The sequence below is a fragment of the Solibacillus sp. FSL R7-0682 genome, from assembly GCF_038005985.1.
Lineage (GTDB): Bacteria > Bacillota > Bacilli > Bacillales_A > Planococcaceae > Solibacillus.
In genome coordinates, this window is sequence record NZ_JBBOUI010000001.1 from 3,107,061 (window position 1) to 3,124,756 (window position 17,696).

Genomic DNA, 17,696 nt, shown 5'->3' on the forward strand with positions numbered 1-17,696 from the left:
CATTATGCAAGCTGTTGGAATTATCGTTGAATACAATCCTTTTCATAATGGGCATTTACATCACGTAAAAGAAGCCAAACTGACAACACAATCAGATGTGGCTGTTGCGGTAATGAGCGGTCAATTTTTACAACGTGGAGAACCAGCACTTGTCGATAAATGGCATCGAACAAAAATGGCACTCGCTAGCGGTGTCGACGTCGTTATTGAATTACCTTATATTTTCAGTACAGCACAAGCCTCCCAATTTGCTTCAGGAGCTGTTCAAATACTTGACGCAATGAAATGTTCCTTCTTAGCTTTTGGAAGCGAGCAAGGAACGATTGACCCTTTTATAAATAGTTATCGCTTAATCGAAAATAATCGCGATAATTATAACAAAATTATTAAAGAAAGCATTCAAACTGGTAAAAGCTATCCACAAGCATTGCACGTTGCCTATGAACAGCTTAAACAACTTCATCCTAATTCATACATTGATTTAGCACAGCCAAATAATATACTCGGCTTTCACTATGTTGAAGCGATGACACAGTATCAATGTGCGATGAAGCCTGCCACGATTCAACGCATAGCAGCTGGCTATCATGATGCAATTGATCCAGATAATGAAATTGCTAGTGCAACAGGCATTAGACAAGCCATCTTTAACGGACAATCTTTAACAGATATTACACCTTATTTACCAAAAACTAGTCACGAGCAGTTAGAGCAATGGCAACTTTTACACGGTCAATTCGCATGTTGGGAAAATTTTTGGCCACTTTTAAAATATGCCATTCTCCGTCACACACCAGAGCAATTAAAACTATTTGCTGACGTCTCAGAAGGGTTAGAAAATTCCTTACTAAAACATGCTGCTACAAGTGAAACCTATTTGGAATTTATGAATGCACTAAAATCAAAGCGCTATACATGGACAAGACTACAACGTATGCTCACTCATATTTATACTGGCGTTACGAAAGAACAGCTTCATGCCTATTCAAAGCCCACATACATTCGAATTTTAGGTATGACAAAAACCGGGCAGCACTATATTTCAGACATTAAAAAATCACTTTCTTTACCTTTAATTAGTCGGGTAGCTGTTAGCAAAGACCCTATCCTCGCAATCGACTTACGAGCAACAAAAATGTATCAGCTAGGTATTGCCCAGTTTTCCAATAAAAAAATAGACGAAGATTATAAAACTCCGCCTATTCGTATTTAATTCTTTGATTCAAGGGACTGTAAATAGTTGATTGCATCATCTATAGTCTTAACAGGAACAATCTTCATGTTCGAATCAATCTCTTTTGCTGTCTTTTTCGCAAGTTCATAATTAGAGACGATGTTTGGGTTATACTCAAGCATCGCTTCTGTAATTTCATCATCTGGTGCAAAGAATATCTCCATTCCCTCTTTGTCAGCGGTCACTACCTTCTTATCTATCCCACCGATGCGTCCAACAGTACCATCCTCTAACATTTCACCTGTACCTGCAATTTTATACCCTTTTGTAATATCCTCATCAATCAATTGATTTAATAATTCCAAAGTAAACATCATACCAGCTGAAGGACCGCCAATATCTTCCGTTTTCACCGTCACTTTGGGATCTGTTTTAATGGATTTACTTTCAGAATAAGTAATCCCTATACCATAACGATCCTTAGCCCCTGGTATGTCATCTATTATCAACGTCCGATCGATTAACTTATCATCACGTTTTACAACAAGCTGAATTTCTTCCCCTTTCTTTTTAGGGGTAATAATTTCACGGAACATTTCTAAATTTTCGATTCGCTGGTTATTTGCCTCAACAATCTCATCACCTGGCTTTAGCTCTCCATCTGCTGCACCACCTGCAAGAACATTTAATACATACAATCCTTTATATGTTATTTGATACTCTAAACCAGCACGATTAAAGGCCACATATGTAGCGTTAAAGGTTGAATCTGTCATGTATTTTAATTGGCGGATATTATATTCTTCGTCATCTTCTTCTTCTTGACGAACATCCTCCATTTTGATTACTTCATAATAATCCATAACTTTTGCCATTGCGTATGAGATAGGTGTTGCACGCCCCATTGCAACTGTTGTCATAAAAAAAGCACCTTCGTCATCACCATCACCATTTTGAATAGCTATAAACTCTGAAACATTATATGTACCACCAGGCTTCGTCACATAATAATCTAAACGATAAAATGACAGTCCAAAGAAAATAAAAAAAACTAATAAAATTAACACTTTTGCTTTATTACTCATTTATATATACGCCCCCAAAATTGTTGAAAGACTATTTCCAATAATATATGCATAAAATTAGTGTAGCATTTGATTTCACGAATGACAAAAACTTTGGCAGAGGATGAATACAAAATTTGGACAATCCTATTATGTCTATCTCTCATTGGATTACTATTAGTATTTCCTGAAGTTGCTCACGAAGGTGCTGATTTAGGTGTCGCATTATTTATGGAAGCCTTATTCCCATACTTGCTCCCTTACTTAATCTTAACGAATTGGTTTATTCGATTAACCGCTAGTCCATCAAGTAATGGGTCGTTTTTTGTTTTCTTAAAAACGTATGGCATTAGCGCTATTGGCGGGTTCCCAACAGGGGCAGCAACCATTGCGCACCTTTATAAAAGAGAATCACTTTCTTCAAAACAGGCAGCTTATTTGCTTGGCATATGCCACAGCCCCAGCCCATTATTTTTATTTGGCTTCATCGGTAATGACTTAATGAACTCTACATCTTTTAGTTGGCAGTACTTGATCCTATTGCATGTCTTTTCATTATGCTTATTATTTTTCTCATACATTTACTTACCAAAATCAACCGCTTCCACTAATAAGCCTATTCCAATAGATCGGGAGCCATTTACTAACAGCATACGCGATAGTATTCCAACGATTCTAATTGTTGCTGCAACGATTATTTTCTTCACAACGGTTTATAGCGTCTTTTTACATAGTTCTGAAACATTATTTACATCATTACCTCAGTATTTTCACCTTGCTATTGCTGGTATTTTAGAAATGACCAATGGATTATTTTTATTGCACAACAGTTTAGTTGGTAATACTTTAATACTTGCAACAGTCGTTTTATTAACAACTCAAAGCTTAAGTATCCATTTACAAGTAATTGTTATTGCACGAACAGCAAATATCGCTATACGCCCTTATATTTGGATTCGGATACTTTATAGTGTAACGATTCCGATCCTATATTATGTACTATTTCTTTAAAACAAAACAGGGAGCTATGAAAAGTAATTTTTACTTTCATAACTCCCTTTTTTCTATTATTGATTAGTTGAACAAAAACAATTTTTGTGAAAGTAGCCTACTAACTACTTAAACTTTGTGATAAGCGCCTGCTCCACTACAGCTGGTACAAGCTCGCTAACATTTCCGCCATACTTCGCTACTTCTTTTACGATACTTGAGCTTAAAAACGAGTATTGATTTTTAGACATAATAAAAAATGTCTCAATATTTTCATCTAATACACGGTTCATTGAAGTAATTTGCATTTCATACTCGAAATCCGATACTGCACGCAATCCACGAACAATCGCTTTCGCGTTCTTTTCACGTGCATAGTCAATTAATAAACCAGATGATGTTTCTATGCGAATGTTCGGAATATCCTTTAATACTTCTGCAATCAACGCCGTACGTTCATCAATTGTGAATAAAGGCTGCTTCGCAGAATTATTCAATACCGCAACATATACGACATCAAATACATCTGCTGCACGTGAAATAATATCTATATGTCCTTTTGTTATTGGATCAAAGCTTCCTGGTACTACTGCTATTTTGTTAGTCAATCGGTTCTCCCTCTTCCCCTGTATGACGATAAATCGAGATAATTGTACTACCATACGTTTCTTGTCTTACACAAGTATAAGCACCGTACCGATTCGGTAATTCTACTTCTGTTGAATGCTCGCACATTATAATGGCATCCTCAGATAGCTTATCTCCTTTTATAAGTGTTTCAACCAAATCATAATATTCTTTTTTATGATAAGGTGGATCAACAAATAAATAATCAATCACGATATCTCTTTTTAATAACGCCTTCACCGCGCGCATTGCATCTGTACGGAATAATTCAGAAACATCCTCATAACGACATTTTTTTATATTTTCCTGTAATGTTTGAAACGCACGGCTATCTTTCTCTATAAATAAAGCATGCGCTACACCGCGGCTTAATGCTTCGATACCAAGGCCACCGCTACCAGCAAATAAATCAACAGCAATACCGCCGTTAAAAAACGGCCCAATCATATTAAAAATTGATTCTTTTACCTTATCCGTTGTTGGACGAGTCGTATTACCTGCGATTGCCTTAAGCGGCATGCCTTTACGATCTCCTGCTACTACGCGCATGATTTCACCAAACTTCCTATTTCAATTATGCCTCAATACTATATCCATCCGTATTTGGCTTTATAATTTTTTAAACCGTAAATTATTCTTGTGTTGTTTTAACTGTGATGCGATTTTCCGATTTTGTTAGTTCAACTAAAAATAAGCGCTGTAACCATGATTCTTCAATGAAGTACTGTCCTGCAACATTTGTAATTGGTGTCGAGACGGTATTATAACGACGCTGATTAAATACATAAAACCCAGGTTCTTCAGGGAATCGGTATGAGTGGGTCTCATTTGTTACATAATACCCGTTTTCACCAATTTTCACATCAAAGCCTAATGCTTTTAATAAAGAATCTGCAGAGTATAATACTTCCCCATCTTTTAAAATAATTTGAATATCCTCATGCTTATGCAAATCCACGTAAATTTCGCGTGGGTCATTATATAAAAATGGATATGACCCCTTTGTTCGCGCATTCATTGTAATATATTTAGTTGATGCACCAAGCACATCTGATAATTGTTCATCTAGAACAAAGGCATCGACTTTTTCACCTTCCAGTGCTTTTAAACGCACGTTCCACTCTTCCAGTTGTTTATCTGTCATTTGAGCTGTAATCGTCGCTGCAACCTCTTTTGTTTTATCGCTACCAAAAACCGTACCGGTCAAATAAGATGCCATTAATTGTTTAATCCAATTCGGACTATCAGCAAGTTGATAATTTGTCTCTAATTGAGTGATAATCACATTTTGTTGAAGTTGAGCGATAGTAAGGTTTGGTAAAAACAGCATACGATAACCTTCTAAACCATCTACATTTGTTCCATTGATGACAGCCAAATGGTCTTCACTTAAGAGATTAACATTTGCTAATTTTTCATAAAACGCTGATGATAATGGCGTTTTTGAGTATATAGATAATACGTCTGTGGATTTATGTAAATCAAATCCACCAGCTTGCCAGAAAAGATCCTTTACCGGACCAACACCACTAAACATCGTGTAATTTACTAGAGCTAAATTCTGTTCCCCGATTAACGGCAAACCCGTTACCCATTGCCCGACAACTTCTCGCTCTGTTGAAATATGTACCGTAGAAAATTGAACATCCCCATTAGCCAATGTCGCAAAAACATCCTTCATCAATTTACCTGACTGCAGGCCCTTTTCAAGTGGGATGACATATGAAATTGATTGGCCACGTGTCTCCCCCTCTTTAAACTGCGAAAAATCTTCACTTAAGCGAGAACAACTATGTTCATTTTCAATAAAGCAATTCGGATTTACTGAATTTTTCGGCCACTCAATCGAAACACTTTCTGTAGGTAAGTTTTTAAAATGGTGGCGAATATCCAGACTTTCACCTCGGTAAACAATTTCGACTTCCTGCGAATAATGATACCCTTTTTCGATGGAATCCACCTCATCAGAGTATACTTGGAACTGTACAAATACCATCGTTCCAATTAGTATAGCTAAAAACGAAAAAATACTTACGGCAATTTTCATGTGCCTGTCCTCCTGCATCATGATACTATAGAATAGAAAGGAAGTGTCCATCATGATTCAACAATTTATCGAATTAGGTCAAGGCTACGGCGACATTTACGAGCTATGCGAATTAATTAAATCAAATGAGCACCGTTTCCATAACGCGTTCATCTTTACTGCCAATCATAATGGCGGCATGGTCGCTTCACTCGCAGTGGCGTTCAAACCATCTGGCGAAAGCAAATTCATGCCGATTTATATTTGCCGCGAAGGGATTCCATTTAACAATGAAAAACCTTCGAAGCGAATCGAAATATTTAAACAAACACTACAAGAAGTAGGGCAACATGAAAATATTTTCGAAATAAAACACTCATCTATTTTTTCGGAAACAAATCAGTTTTATCAATACCTAATTGGTATTTTACGACTAAACCATTACATACCACCAATGAACTAATTAAAGTCCAACTTTATAATCGTATTCTTTCGCCTTATCTGGCTTCGCATTTTCGAATTCAGTATTGAGGAAAGGTCGGTATGATTCTACAACGTCTTTCACAAATGGAAGGCGTTGTATTTTATTTTTTAGTGATTCCATTTCATCTCGATTACAATAAATAACGACATATTTTAATTTTCTTGAGATAAAATTTACGTGCCCATATTTGCGCAGCGATTTCGCATGTTTCAACTGGTGTACATATACGATTAAACCTTGTCTTTCGTTCATGTAAAATCCCTCTTTTCCTATGTGGATTTCCTCAAAAATTTCACTTACTTATCCACTAAAAGAATACCAAATGTGCAATTTGATAGCAACAGAGTTTAGACAGTGGGCTATATTTTCCGTTATAATGAAAATTAGTAGAGTGACAATATGCCTCATGCTAAAATCAACCTAGTACACTCTATTTTTCAATATACACAAACTGATTTTGAAAATGAATAATGTACGGTTAAAGGAGGACGAAATTATGGGTAAAAAAACAAAAATAGCTCTAGCAATCGCCGCGGCAAGCGCTGCAGCTTGGGCAGGGTCAAAAGCTATTTCTAAACCGCAAAAACGTGAATCAAAAGAAGTATTACAATTTGAACGTCCCATTATTATTGCCCAACACGGAGGGGCTGGCCTAGCACCTGAACATTCATTACAAGCTTTTAACAAGGCACAAGAATTAGGTGTAGACGGATTTACAATTAGTGTTCGTTTGACAAAAGATGAAGAAATTATCGCTTTCCATGATGCTACAGTAGACCGTACAACAAACGGATCTGGCTATGTAAAAGACATGACTTTAGAAGAATTAAAACAATTAAATATCGGTTATAACTTTGAAAGCTTAGAAGAAATAAATCCATATCGTGAAGAGGCTACAACGGTTTTAACACTTCGTGAATTATTCGAAACATATAACGACAAACTCTTTATCCTTTCGATCGAAGATAGCCCAGATACGTATGAGGGAAGCTTAATGCCTTCAAAATTATGGCGCTTAATCGAAGAATTAGATGTACACTATCACATTATCGTAACAAGTCCATACAGCGAACAAATCGACCGCTTTAATTTATATGCTCAAAATCGTATTGCACTAGGTGCTGGAGAATCAGATATTAAAAAGGCGATTACTTCATTTACAAGCCAATTTGGTCATTTATATCATCCAAAGGTAGACTTATTTGTAGTACCACTTAAATCTGGTATCTTTAACTTTGATTCAGAGAAATTCGTAAAATTTTTAGGAGATTTAAATGTTCCTACGATTTACACAGGAATCGATGATTTAATGACGATGAGTCGACTTATTCGTCAAGGTGCAATGGGGATCGTTACAAACCGTCCAGATGTTGCGGAAGTATTATTAAAAAAAGTATCACAATAAAACAATAAATTTATGTTATCCATATAACAAAAAAAGAGATTACGAACTAATTTCGTAATCTCTTTTACTTATGCTGAACAAGAACAACCGCCGCCTGTACCACAGCCAGTTCCACAGGAAGACCCACTTGTAAAAAATGGGTTACTAACCGGAACTTTTACCGCTTCAGAAACGGAATGACCAATAATCAAACTAATTTCATCAAGTAAATCTTGATAGTCATTTTCAGCTACCTTTAAGGCAGCAACCCGTTCATTCATATCGAGCTGACGCTTTTCTGTCCGCATTCTTTTCATAATTGTATTGTAATCAGGATGATATTTTCCAAAACGTTGAACATCCTCATATTGATCTTTTAAACGTTGAAAGGCCTTAATTGTTGCAGATAATTCCGCATCCTCATAAACCGCATTAAATGCAAGGCGTAATTTTTGTGCTTGCTCAGAGGAAAGGATCATCGCACTTAATTCATCGACCTCATCCAAAATAAAAACCCAATCAGAAGTCATGAGCATTGTTAATTCCTCCAATCTCTCTTAATCATAACAGAATAAGAAAGAAAATCAATTACGCCTTTATATTTTTGGAATTTCTACCCATACCACTAATTAACTTGTCTCTAATTGTTCAATTGCCTGTAGGACACATTCTTTATCAGAAAAATGTGAAACTGTGCTACCAATATGCTGCGTTTTTTCATGACCTTTGCCTAAAATGATCACAATATCCCCTTTTTTCGCTACTTTTAAAGCTTGAGCAATTGCCTTTTGACGATTTAATATGACTTCATATAATTGAAACGAGACAAATCCTTTTTTAATTTGGTCATTTATTTTTTGCGGATTTTCACCGCGGGCATTATCTGTCGTCAAAATAATATAATCTGCGAAAGTAGAAGCAATGAGGCCCATTTTTGGACGTTTCGCTTGATCTCGCTCCCCGCCACAGCTAAATACAACGATTAACCTTTTCTTCGTTTGATTTTTTAACGTTTGTAACACCATTTTCATTGCATCCGGTGTGTGAGCATAGTCGATATAAATGGAAATCCCTAAATTATTTTGAATTTGTTCATAACGCCCTTCAGGTAACGTCAATGCACTTACAGCTCGGCAAATCTCATCTAGCGAAAACCCTAACTCTGCCACACTACTAATAGCCGCTAACACATTACTACACTGATATTCTCCTACGACAGGCATTGTTACAAGATGCTTTTCATCAGCCTTTTGAATGCAACATAATGAATGCCCTTCTGATTCTACTAATAACTGCAAATGAAAATCTACATTATTGCCCTTACCAAAATAACTCTTTTTATTTTTTGAAACAACACCAATTGAACGGCAAATTGCATCATCACTATTAATTAAGATTTTTTTCGAAAGCGTAGTTAGCCGTTGTTTTGCTCTTTTATAATTTTCAAAGCTCCCATGCTCTTCGATATGATCCTCGGTAATATTTAAAAACACACCTAACGCTACTTCACAATAATCTAAACGGTGTTGAATTAATCCAATAGACGATGCTTCTAATACGACATACGGAATATCATTTTGCACTGCTTCATAAAACAATAGTTGCAAATCTTTTGCCTGCAAAGTTGTTAGTTTTTCCTTCTCGTCGTAGCATTTTTCCCCGTTTTTAAAAATTCCGTTCGTGCCAATAACGAGTACATTTTGTTGTAATTGTTTAAGCAGTTGACCAATAAAATGGGTAACGGTCGTTTTTCCATTCGTTCCTGTAACAGCAACTATCTTTAAGGCTTCTGATGGAAAACCATACATTTTCGCAGAAGCAAAAGCTAAGAAGCTACGACAGTTTGGTACCCATATAATCGGTATCGTTAATTCTAAGGAATCATAGACTAGTTCGTCGTCCAATACAATGGCAGAAGCTCCTCTTGTTACAGCATCATTAATAAATTTTGTGCCATTAAAATTCGCACCTTTTCTAGCTACAAAAATTGTCCCTGGTTGTATTTTATTGGCATTATCATCAATACTTAACACTTCTGTCCGTATGGAGCCCTTTATTGTGCAGGGCCAATCTTTTACTAACTCCCCTAATTGCACGTTCACACTCCTCAATCTACTATATGGTGCAATAAAAAAAACGCTACAATTGCGTAGCGCTCCCTTTGATTACTATTCATCTATATAAACTTGCGTATAGTAGTTTACAAATGCCCCTGAACCAACCTTCGTAAATCTTTCATTTAATAATACGTCCCGATGCTCCTTAGAATTCAACCAACCATGGAATACCTCAATAGAATCGATGTAATTTGTCGCAATATTTTCACCGAACAATTGCGCTTCAAAACCCATTTCATTTAAACGTTCAGATAAAGGACGAAGTGGTTCCAAAGGTTTCGAGTCCATATTTTCTAAAAATAACTTTTCACTCTGATCATCTGCCAACATCGTTAACATAGTTGATTGTTGCAACACAGGTAAATTGTTTTTCCTTCGATATGAATTTGTAAGATCATTCAATTGCTTACCATTCGCGCAATTAATTTCCATTTGTCTATAGCTTGAAGGTGTTTTTGCTTCAAGTAGTTGACCAATAAATTGTAGTTCGTATGGTTTATGTAATACTAAAGTTTTCCCATCTATAAATCTTACACCATCTAACTGTCTTGTTTCCATATCTATGTATAGTTGAGCAAAAACATCTTCATATTTCACTAAAATTCGGTTTTGCATATCTACTTCATTCATTGCAAACATATAAATATTTTCACCGATTTCAGCAGTCACTTCCTGTTCAAAAATCGTCATACGATATACATCATCTAATGACTGCCCAATTTTATATGGGGTTACATCGAAACTTGACGCGTTTGTATATGCTTGCGTCACAATATCCCCTTCTACCCCTACCATTAGTACTTCGTAATTTTTTATATATATCCACCATTCATAACCAAATGCAGACTGATCAACCCTTCTAGGTTTTCCGTAATTTGACAATAATTCTCCCGTTGATGCACCAATGAATTTGGAAATTCCTGAAGTAGGACGTGGGAGTTCGTTTTGACTTAATTGTTCGGGTTCAACTTCTAACAGCGGCTGTGTAATTTGCGAAGGACCTTCTAACAATTCCGTTCTAGAAGGGTCCAAATTGGAATAATAATAGACAATTCCAATACAAGTAGCAATGATTAATATTCGAAATAGCGTCTTCATAAGCCCCTTCTTTCATACAATGTCATTATTATAATTATACCAAGCGTAAACATGTTGACACAATGTTGTCATTGCAACAATTACCATTTTGTTCTATTATTAAATTTGACCGTATACTTATGTACGATAGGCAAAAGGAGGATAACTAGATGTATTTTGAAAACACACAACTTGAAAATGTTAAAGTTGACCAAGAGGTTTTATCTACAGTAATGGGTAAATTTGGTTTAGAGTGTCATGGCGCATGGGACTATGACCGAATGGCATTTGACCGTTGCTATGATGTACGTGAAGGCCGATTCTATTTACGCGTTTTCTGTAACGCCGTGTCTGGTGATGTTGGCGCTCATAATGCAACTTTAAACATTAATAAACCGGTTATCGGTAAGTATTACTATCCACATGGTGTCGAATATACGGATGAAGTGTTCCCAGCACACCTTGTAAAAGAATGCGAAACAGTTTTAACTAACGTTCGCAAAGAGCTTTCAGCATACGGAATTTAATCCTTTAAAAAGCTGGTAATCGTCCAGCTTTTTTATTTTACCTTCTTTCTTTATCCCCCTATAAATCCCTTTGGATCCTTCTACCAAAAACAAATAAAGATGTCTAATAAGTACTAACTCATCAGACACCTTCACACTGCAGTTTAAAAACCTAAAATCGCCTTAAATACAGAAGTCGTTTCTCCACCTTCGTAAAATACGTAAAGTAATAAGTAAACTAATACACCTGTAATAGCAACAAAGAACCAAATAACACTAGTTATAGGACCAATTTTCCGGTGTAATTTTAGATTATTTTTAAATCCTGATAAAAGACTTGTAATTCCAAATACTGCCCCAACTGTTGCTAATGTGATATGGAAAATCAAGTAAATTGTATAATAAATTTTAATATCCTCAGGTCCACCAAAGGCTGTATTTCCGATAAATACTGTGCGTGAAACATAAATAATAAAGAAAATTAATGCCGAAACGCCTGCTGCCATCATTACTTTTCTATGTGCTTCTATGTTGCGTTTTGCAATTAACACCCAACCAATTGCTACTAGAATAGCACTAATTACGATAAATGTTGTGCTTATTGTAGGTAAAATAGGTAAGCCCATTTTCAAATCCCCAATCTATTAGTAATCTAATACTTTTTAATACTGTGTTCGATTTTGGAACTCTTTCAATGCGTTTTCAGTAATTTCAGTTTGGTTTTTACGTTCTGAATTCCACCATTTACGGAATATACGATATAAAATAACCCCGAAAATTATTTCCTGTATAATTTTCATTAATACCCCGCCAACTTGCTGATCTGAAACTAAGTCCATTGAAGAAAATAGCTCAGGTCCAGATAACGTAAGACCTGATAACGTATCCGCAGGAACACATAGCTCCATCGCCTTCAGCCACATATCACTATCGCTATATGTACCGTACATAGGACTAGATGCGAAAATAATCAATGCACATGCAGGTGTGATTAATACTGCATTAGAAGCAATATAACCAAGTTTGTGCATATTTTTCATTTCATGCTGTCCTTCAACATTATTTAATAACGGCCAATACATAAAGAGCGCTGAAATAAATAAAACCATTGTAAAAATTCCATGGAATGTTTCATCTAATTTAATTGCATCAAATACTACTGGTAAATGATAGACAGAAAATAAGCCTGTAAATAATACAATGGCAATTAAAGGTTTTGTGAAAATTTTAAATATCGTTCGAATTACAGGTGCCTCTACAACGATTTTCCAAACCCACCAAGGGATTCCTTTAATAATAAACACAGGTACTAATAATAACAATAACGCCATTTGTGTCATGTGCATTGTAAACATTATGTGACCAAGTAAATCAATTGGTGATCCTTTTATAATGTATAGCACAATCATCCCAACAATAAAAAAAGCTGCTTCGCTTTTCTTTAATGGTTCGCTTACTTTAAAATCTTTTCTCCAAGTAACTGTTACTAAAAAATAGACAACTGTTAAAAATAGCAGCACCCCAATTAAATAAGGGCTCCATAATGCTTGAAAACCAAAGATACTAATTGGCATATGACCATGCTCCTTTAAACATCAGTAATTTTATTATAATTTGCCAATTGTTTAACTTCAATGGAAGAACTATGACAATTGATTGAAATCAAACATGTATTTTATGTATTTGTTAAAAAATTGATAAAGACAACATATTTTTTACTAAAACTTCAATAATAAAACGCCCTTAGCTAAGCCAAGGACGTCTTCTTGCTACATATTAGCCCCACCAAATAATCGTTGTGAACGCTACAAAGAACGTAAATGCGATGAAGGCTGCACTCCAAATAAAGAATTCGATAACACCTACCATATGTGTGGAACGATCTTCTAAGTGCATGAATGCATAAAGTTGTAATACTACTTGAATTCCAGCAAATAATAAAATTATTGGAATGATAAATGTTGGCGCAAAGCCTGAAACAACAGCAGCAAACGCAATAAATGTTAAGAAAATCATAATCGCAAAGTTTACTACTTGCTTACGCATATGCGCTTTAGACTGTGCTTTGTCATATTCATATTGAGCTGGAGTACGTACTTCTACATGAGTTTCGTGTGACATATTATCCCAACACTCCCATCAGATATACTACCGTAAAGATGAATACCCATACAACGTCGATGAAGTGCCAGTATAACGAAGCTGCAAAGAACTTCGGAGCGTTGTATAAGTTTAACCCACGCTTATTATTGCGGATTAGTAAACCTGTAATCCAAATTAATCCGATAATAACGTGTAACCCGTGCATCCCAACAAGCGTAAAGAAGGCAGAAGAGAACGCCGACTGTGTATAGCCAAAGCCAATGTGTACATAATGTTGGAACTCATAGATTTCTAAACTTAAGAATCCTAAGCCTAGAAGCACTGTAATTGCCATCCAAGTACGTACACCCGTATAGTTATAATTTTTCATATGGTACATCGCATACACAGAAGTTAATGAAGATGTTAATAATAACATCGTCATAATAAATGCAAGCGGTAATTCATAAAGATCTTTTGCAAAGAATGTCATCCCTGCAGGGCCACTATCCTTTAATGCAATGTAAGTAGCAAACACACTCGCGAAAAGTACTGTATCAGATGCAAGGAAAATCCAAAGTCCAACTAACTTGTTTTTCCCCTCCATTGTAGCTTGTTCAGGGTGTTTTGGCCAAGTTTGTGGAGTAAATTTTTGATTAATATCCATTACTTGTTACCCCCTTTTGAACGGTATTCAGCTAAATCTGCTTCAATTTTTTCAACTTCAGCTACTGTTACATGGAAACCTAAATCATCTTGGAATGAACGGATAATCATACATGCTACAGTTAAGCCTAAACCACCAATAATTAATGCTAATGATACTGCAGGTGATGCACCTGTTGCTGTACCAGCTTGAACTTGATCTCCCCAAGGGCTATATAAAGCACCAAAGGCAGCAATGAAAGCACCAATTGACATGACTAAAGGTAAAATTGAGTTGTTTGGCATGTGAATTTCAGCTAATGGCTCAGCATATACCATACCTTCTTTGTTACCTTCTTCTTTTTCAATCCAATATGGATCGTAGCCACGAACAAGTGGCGTTTGTTTAAAGTTATAGAATGGTAGAGGCGTTTCAATCGCCCACTCAAGAGAACGACCGTCTCCCCAGTAATCACGACGGTTAACCGGCTCAGATTTGATCGATAACAATACGTCGATTACTAATAGAATTACCCCAACACCCATCATTAATGCGCCAACTGTCGAGATAAAGTTAAAGAAATCCCAACCTTGACCGCCCATGTATGTAAATACACGACGTGGCATACCCATTAAACCTAGGAAGTGTTGTACGAAGAACGTTAAGTGGAAACCAATAAAGAATATCCAGAAAGTAAGTGCCCCTATTTTCGGATTTAACGCTCTGTTAAACATAATCGGCCAGTAGAAGTGCGCTGAACCGAATAACGCTGTTACGATACCACCTACGATTACGTAGTGGAAGTGCGCAACGATGAAGTAAGAATCGTGTAATTGGTAGTCAAGTGGTGCTGTTGCTTGCATGACACCTGTTACACCACCCGCAACGAATGACGGGATGAAACCTAATGCATAAAGCATTGGAACTGTCACTTTAATTGAACCGCCCCAAATAGTCAGAATCCAGTTGAACACTTTCATACCTGTTGGAACGGCAATCGCCATTGTTGCGACAGCGAAGATTGCGTTCGCAGTAGCACCTAAACCAACTGTAAACATATGGTGAGCCCATACCATGAATCCTAAGAAACCAATTAAAATTGTTGCGAATACCATTGAAGAATATCCGAACAAACGTTTACGAGCAAATACTGGAATAATTTCAGAGAATAAACCAAATGCTGGCAATACTAAAATATATACTTCAGGGTGTCCAAAGATCCAGAATAAGTGCTCCCAAATAATTGTATTACCACCCATTGTATGATCGAAGAAGTTTGCTCCGAACATACGGTCAACTAACATTAAGAATAAACCACCTGTAAGTGGGGGGAATGCAAATAAAATTAATGAACTCGATACTAAAGTAGTCCAAGTAAATAATGGCATACGCATAAACGTCATACCAGGTGCACGCATCGTAATAATTGTTACGATGAAGTTAATACCAGAAATTAACGTACCCGCACCAGAAATTTGTAAACCAAGGATATAGAAGTCAATCCCATGTCCAGGTGAATATAAAGATAATGATGCATATGAAGTCCAACCTGCATCAGGCGCTCCACCCATGAAGAATGAAAGGTGAAGGAATACTGCACCTAGGAAGAATAACCAGAATCCAAGTGCGTTTAAAAATGGGAATGCTACGTCACGTGCTCCAATTTGAAGTGGCACAATGGCGTTCATAAAGGCAAATATAATCGGTGTCGCGGCTAAGAATAGCATCGTCGTACCGTGCATTGTTAATAATTCGTTAAATAGGCCTGCAGAAATGAACGTACTTTCTGGGAACATTAATTGAATACGCATTAGTAACGCTTCAAATCCTGCAATTGCGAAGAACAATGTACCTGCTGCTAAATACAAAATGGCGATTTTTTTATGATCCACCGTTGTTAAGTAGTCCCATACATGTGCTCCAAAGCCCTTTTTCTGTGTAACAGAGCTCACAACTTTAACCTCCTTCAAAGTTTCTCTCTAATATGTCGTTATTGTTCAACTGATAATGTCATTAAATATTCAGCGATTGCTTTCGCCTCTTCAGGTGATACATTGTAAGTCCCCTTCATTGTGTTACCTGGCTTATACTTATCTGGATCAATAATCCATTCAGTCGTATTTTCAACTGTATGCTCCATGAAGCCAGCTAAACGAGCACGATCACCGAAGTTTGTTAAGTTTGGACCTAAACCAGAACCAGCTACCGCTGATACTGCATGACATCCTAAACATGAATTAGCAAATGTCGCTTCACCAATATCAGCAGATTCTTTGTTTGCTGTATTGCCTTCCGTTGCTTTCATAGCAGCTACCCATGCATCAAAGCCTTCGCGATCAAGTGCTTTTACTTTGAAGTCCATTAATGCGTGAGAAGGACCACATAACTCAGCACATTTACCGTAGAATACACCTTCTCCGTCATTTAAACCTTCAGACTTTTTATCGAATTGTAGATAGAACTTGTTAATCCCATCAACGTTTGTATCCATCTTACCGCCAACAGCTGGAATCCAGAATGAGTGCTTAACGTCAGCAGCGAGTAAATTGAAGTACACTTTTTCACCAGTAGGTACTACTAAATCTTGTGCAGTAATGATCCCTAAATCTGGGTACTCAAATTCCCACCAATATAGTTTTGCAGTTACATTAATTGTAAGCGCTGTTTTGTTACCGTTCTCATCTACTTCATCCATTGCAGCAACATCTGCAAATTTATACGTAGAGTTTAATGTTGGAACAGCTAGGATTAGTAATAATACAATCGGGATTACTGTCCAAATTACTTCAAGCGTGTGACTACCTTCCACTTGCTTTGGCATATGGTTCTCGCCAACTTTTGAACGGCGGAACTTAAAGAAAGCAACTAAATAAATAGTAGATACTATGATTACAACGAATAACATAATCACAGAAGCTAGAATTAAAATGTTTAACTGCTCTTTACCGACCGGACCTGATGGGCGAAGTGTCGAAATATACTCCTCACCACATGCTGAAAGGAATACTGTCATTACTGTTAATAGCGAGAATAAACGCCATTTTTTAAGCCCTTTCATCATAGCTTAATAAACCCCTCTTTCTTTGTTGTATTTTCATGTGTAACCAGGACTACGGTTAAGTTCTATGTGAATTCTTAATTCAGAAAGAATCCCAATATGAAAAGCCACTCATTTCCATTAGATCAGCTACTACATGTATCATTTCGTTTGAAAGATCGACAGACTTAGTTCGTTCTCTATACAAATCTTCCTTTTATAGCATTGCTATTTTTGTAGCTAGCTATTTCTATCTTCTATTAATCAGAAAATTAAGAAGAAGGATGCCACCACACAAAATTACAATTAAATGCTATTGTTCCCCTAAAATAAAATGTTTTAAACAATCCAGCGAATCAATGAAAAGTGGATTAGTGCTAGAAATCTATTCAACGATAGATTGCCAAAATCTTTAGTTCGGAACATTTAAACAAAATAGAATACAATTTAATCTAACTACTAGTCCCCACATGTTGGCAGCG

The 17,696-nt window shown here is 36.4% G+C and carries 19 protein-coding genes; 5 read left to right on the forward strand and 14 right to left on the reverse strand.

The window, feature by feature from the left end; all coding sequences use genetic code 11:
• The first annotated feature begins 4 nt into the window (after positions 1-4).
• Complete coding sequence (locus tag MKZ17_RS15760; protein ID WP_340724683.1) at positions 5-1,213, forward strand: nucleotidyltransferase; 1,209 nt, start codon at positions 5-7, stop codon at positions 1,211-1,213.
• Here MKZ17_RS15760 and MKZ17_RS15765 read toward each other — a convergent pair.
• Entirely contained in the window at positions 1,210-2,259 is a 1,050-nt protein-coding gene (locus MKZ17_RS15765; protein ID WP_340724684.1) for a SepM family pheromone-processing serine protease, read from the reverse strand. The genes MKZ17_RS15760 and MKZ17_RS15765 overlap by 4 nt on opposite strands.
• An 81-nt stretch (positions 2,260-2,340) precedes the next feature.
• Between MKZ17_RS15765 and MKZ17_RS15770 the strand changes: the two genes are divergently transcribed.
• A complete protein-coding gene (locus MKZ17_RS15770; RefSeq protein WP_340724685.1) occupies positions 2,341-3,249 on the forward strand; it encodes a hypothetical protein in 909 nt (302 codons plus the stop codon).
• A gap of 104 nt (positions 3,250-3,353) precedes the next feature.
• Here MKZ17_RS15770 and coaD read toward each other — a convergent pair whose 3' ends face one another.
• The 3 genes from coaD to MKZ17_RS15785 form a co-directional block, all read right to left on the reverse strand.
• A complete protein-coding gene (gene coaD, locus MKZ17_RS15775; protein WP_340724686.1) occupies positions 3,354-3,836 on the reverse strand; it encodes a pantetheine-phosphate adenylyltransferase in 483 nt (160 codons plus the stop codon).
• Complete coding sequence (rsmD, locus tag MKZ17_RS15780; protein WP_340724687.1) at positions 3,829-4,404, reverse strand: 16S rRNA (guanine(966)-N(2))-methyltransferase RsmD; 576 nt, start codon at positions 4,402-4,404, stop codon at positions 3,829-3,831. The genes coaD and rsmD overlap by 8 nt, the downstream gene beginning before the upstream one ends.
• An 82-nt stretch (positions 4,405-4,486) precedes the next feature.
• Positions 4,487-5,902, reverse strand: a complete 1,416-nt coding sequence (locus tag MKZ17_RS15785; RefSeq protein ID WP_340724688.1) for an RNA polymerase II — start codon at positions 5,900-5,902, stop codon at positions 4,487-4,489.
• A 52-nt stretch (positions 5,903-5,954) separates the two neighbouring features.
• Here MKZ17_RS15785 and MKZ17_RS15790 point away from each other — a divergent pair, with 52 nt between their 5' ends.
• Positions 5,955-6,344, forward strand: a complete 390-nt coding sequence (locus tag MKZ17_RS15790) for a DUF7147 family protein (RefSeq protein WP_340724689.1) — start codon at positions 5,955-5,957, stop codon at positions 6,342-6,344.
• Here the strand turns inward: MKZ17_RS15790 and MKZ17_RS15795 are convergent, their stop codons facing one another.
• The gene (locus tag MKZ17_RS15795) at positions 6,345-6,617 is read right to left on the reverse strand and encodes a YlbG family protein (RefSeq protein ID WP_340724690.1); all 273 of its coding nucleotides are present in this window, start codon (positions 6,615-6,617) and stop codon (positions 6,345-6,347) included.
• Between the two features lie 244 nt (positions 6,618-6,861).
• Between MKZ17_RS15795 and MKZ17_RS15800 the strand changes: the two genes are divergently transcribed.
• Entirely contained in the window at positions 6,862-7,770 is a 909-nt protein-coding gene (locus MKZ17_RS15800) for a glycerophosphodiester phosphodiesterase family protein (protein WP_340724691.1), read from the forward strand.
• 68 nt (positions 7,771-7,838) lie between these two features.
• Here MKZ17_RS15800 and MKZ17_RS15805 read toward each other — a convergent pair whose 3' ends face one another.
• The 3 genes from MKZ17_RS15805 to MKZ17_RS15815 form a co-directional block, all read right to left on the reverse strand.
• Entirely contained in the window at positions 7,839-8,285 is a 447-nt protein-coding gene (locus tag MKZ17_RS15805) for a YlbF family regulator (protein WP_340724692.1), read from the reverse strand.
• Between the two features lie 93 nt (positions 8,286-8,378).
• Complete coding sequence (locus MKZ17_RS15810) at positions 8,379-9,845, reverse strand: UDP-N-acetylmuramoyl-L-alanyl-D-glutamate--2,6-diaminopimelate ligase (RefSeq protein WP_340724693.1); 1,467 nt, start codon at positions 9,843-9,845, stop codon at positions 8,379-8,381.
• A 72-nt stretch (positions 9,846-9,917) separates the two neighbouring features.
• Positions 9,918-10,964, reverse strand: a complete 1,047-nt coding sequence (locus MKZ17_RS15815; protein WP_340724694.1) for a CAP domain-containing protein — start codon at positions 10,962-10,964, stop codon at positions 9,918-9,920.
• A gap of 149 nt (positions 10,965-11,113) precedes the next feature.
• Between MKZ17_RS15815 and MKZ17_RS15820 the strand changes: the two genes are divergently transcribed.
• On the forward strand, positions 11,114-11,470 hold the full coding sequence (locus MKZ17_RS15820; RefSeq protein WP_340724695.1) for a YugN family protein: 357 nt from the start codon (positions 11,114-11,116) through the stop codon (positions 11,468-11,470).
• A 143-nt stretch (positions 11,471-11,613) separates the two neighbouring features.
• Here the strand turns inward: MKZ17_RS15820 and MKZ17_RS15825 are convergent, their stop codons facing one another.
• The 6 genes from MKZ17_RS15825 to coxB form a co-directional block, all read right to left on the reverse strand.
• Positions 11,614-12,075, reverse strand: a complete 462-nt coding sequence (locus MKZ17_RS15825) for a DUF420 domain-containing protein (RefSeq protein ID WP_340724696.1) — start codon at positions 12,073-12,075, stop codon at positions 11,614-11,616.
• Positions 12,076-12,111: 36 nt separating this feature from the next.
• Positions 12,112-13,023, reverse strand: coding sequence for a cytochrome c oxidase assembly factor CtaG (gene ctaG, locus MKZ17_RS15830; RefSeq protein WP_340724697.1), 912 nt, complete (start codon positions 13,021-13,023; stop codon positions 12,112-12,114).
• Positions 13,024-13,225: 202 nt separating this feature from the next.
• A complete protein-coding gene (locus MKZ17_RS15835) occupies positions 13,226-13,570 on the reverse strand; it encodes a cytochrome C oxidase subunit IV family protein (RefSeq protein WP_340724698.1) in 345 nt (114 codons plus the stop codon).
• A 1-nt stretch (position 13,571) separates the two neighbouring features.
• Positions 13,572-14,198: a cytochrome (ubi)quinol oxidase subunit III gene (locus MKZ17_RS15840; protein WP_340724699.1), complete on the reverse strand. Its 627-nt coding sequence runs from the start codon at positions 14,196-14,198 to the stop codon at positions 13,572-13,574.
• Positions 14,198-16,129, reverse strand: coding sequence for a cytochrome c oxidase subunit I (locus tag MKZ17_RS15845; protein WP_340724700.1), 1,932 nt, complete (start codon positions 16,127-16,129; stop codon positions 14,198-14,200). Before MKZ17_RS15845 ends, MKZ17_RS15840 begins: the two co-directional genes overlap by 1 nt.
• A gap of 38 nt (positions 16,130-16,167) precedes the next feature.
• Entirely contained in the window at positions 16,168-17,238 is a 1,071-nt protein-coding gene (gene coxB, locus MKZ17_RS15850) for a cytochrome c oxidase subunit II (protein ID WP_340724701.1), read from the reverse strand.
• Positions 17,239-17,696: the final 458 nt, after the last annotated feature.

Bases quoted from the DNA above. Each gene is read 5' to 3' on its own strand.
- MKZ17_RS15760 (WP_340724683.1), top strand. From the start codon at position 5: ATGCAAGCTGTTGGAATTATCGTTGAATACAATCCTTTTCATAATGGG.
- MKZ17_RS15765 (WP_340724684.1), bottom strand. From the start codon at position 2,259: ATGAGTAATAAAGCAAAAGTGTTAATTTTATTAGTTTTTTTTATTTTC.
- MKZ17_RS15770 (WP_340724685.1), top strand. From the start codon at position 2,341: ATGACAAAAACTTTGGCAGAGGATGAATACAAAATTTGGACAATCCTA.
- rsmD (WP_340724687.1), bottom strand. From the start codon at position 4,404: ATGCGCGTAGTAGCAGGAGATCGTAAAGGCATGCCGCTTAAGGCAATC.
- MKZ17_RS15785 (WP_340724688.1), bottom strand. From the start codon at position 5,902: ATGAAAATTGCCGTAAGTATTTTTTCGTTTTTAGCTATACTAATTGGA.
- MKZ17_RS15790 (WP_340724689.1), top strand. From the start codon at position 5,955: ATGATTCAACAATTTATCGAATTAGGTCAAGGCTACGGCGACATTTAC.
- MKZ17_RS15795 (WP_340724690.1), bottom strand. From the start codon at position 6,617: ATGAACGAAAGACAAGGTTTAATCGTATATGTACACCAGTTGAAACAT.
- MKZ17_RS15800 (WP_340724691.1), top strand. From the start codon at position 6,862: ATGGGTAAAAAAACAAAAATAGCTCTAGCAATCGCCGCGGCAAGCGCT.
- MKZ17_RS15805 (WP_340724692.1), bottom strand. From the start codon at position 8,285: ATGCTCATGACTTCTGATTGGGTTTTTATTTTGGATGAGGTCGATGAA.
- MKZ17_RS15815 (WP_340724694.1), bottom strand. From the start codon at position 10,964: ATGAAGACGCTATTTCGAATATTAATCATTGCTACTTGTATTGGAATT.
- MKZ17_RS15820 (WP_340724695.1), top strand. From the start codon at position 11,114: ATGTATTTTGAAAACACACAACTTGAAAATGTTAAAGTTGACCAAGAG.
- MKZ17_RS15825 (WP_340724696.1), bottom strand. From the start codon at position 12,075: ATGGGCTTACCTATTTTACCTACAATAAGCACAACATTTATCGTAATT.
- ctaG (WP_340724697.1), bottom strand. From the start codon at position 13,023: ATGCCAATTAGTATCTTTGGTTTTCAAGCATTATGGAGCCCTTATTTA.
- MKZ17_RS15835 (WP_340724698.1), bottom strand. From the start codon at position 13,570: ATGTCACACGAAACTCATGTAGAAGTACGTACTCCAGCTCAATATGAA.
- MKZ17_RS15840 (WP_340724699.1), bottom strand. From the start codon at position 14,198: ATGGATATTAATCAAAAATTTACTCCACAAACTTGGCCAAAACACCCT.
- coxB (WP_340724701.1), bottom strand. From the start codon at position 17,238: ATGATGAAAGGGCTTAAAAAATGGCGTTTATTCTCGCTATTAACAGTA.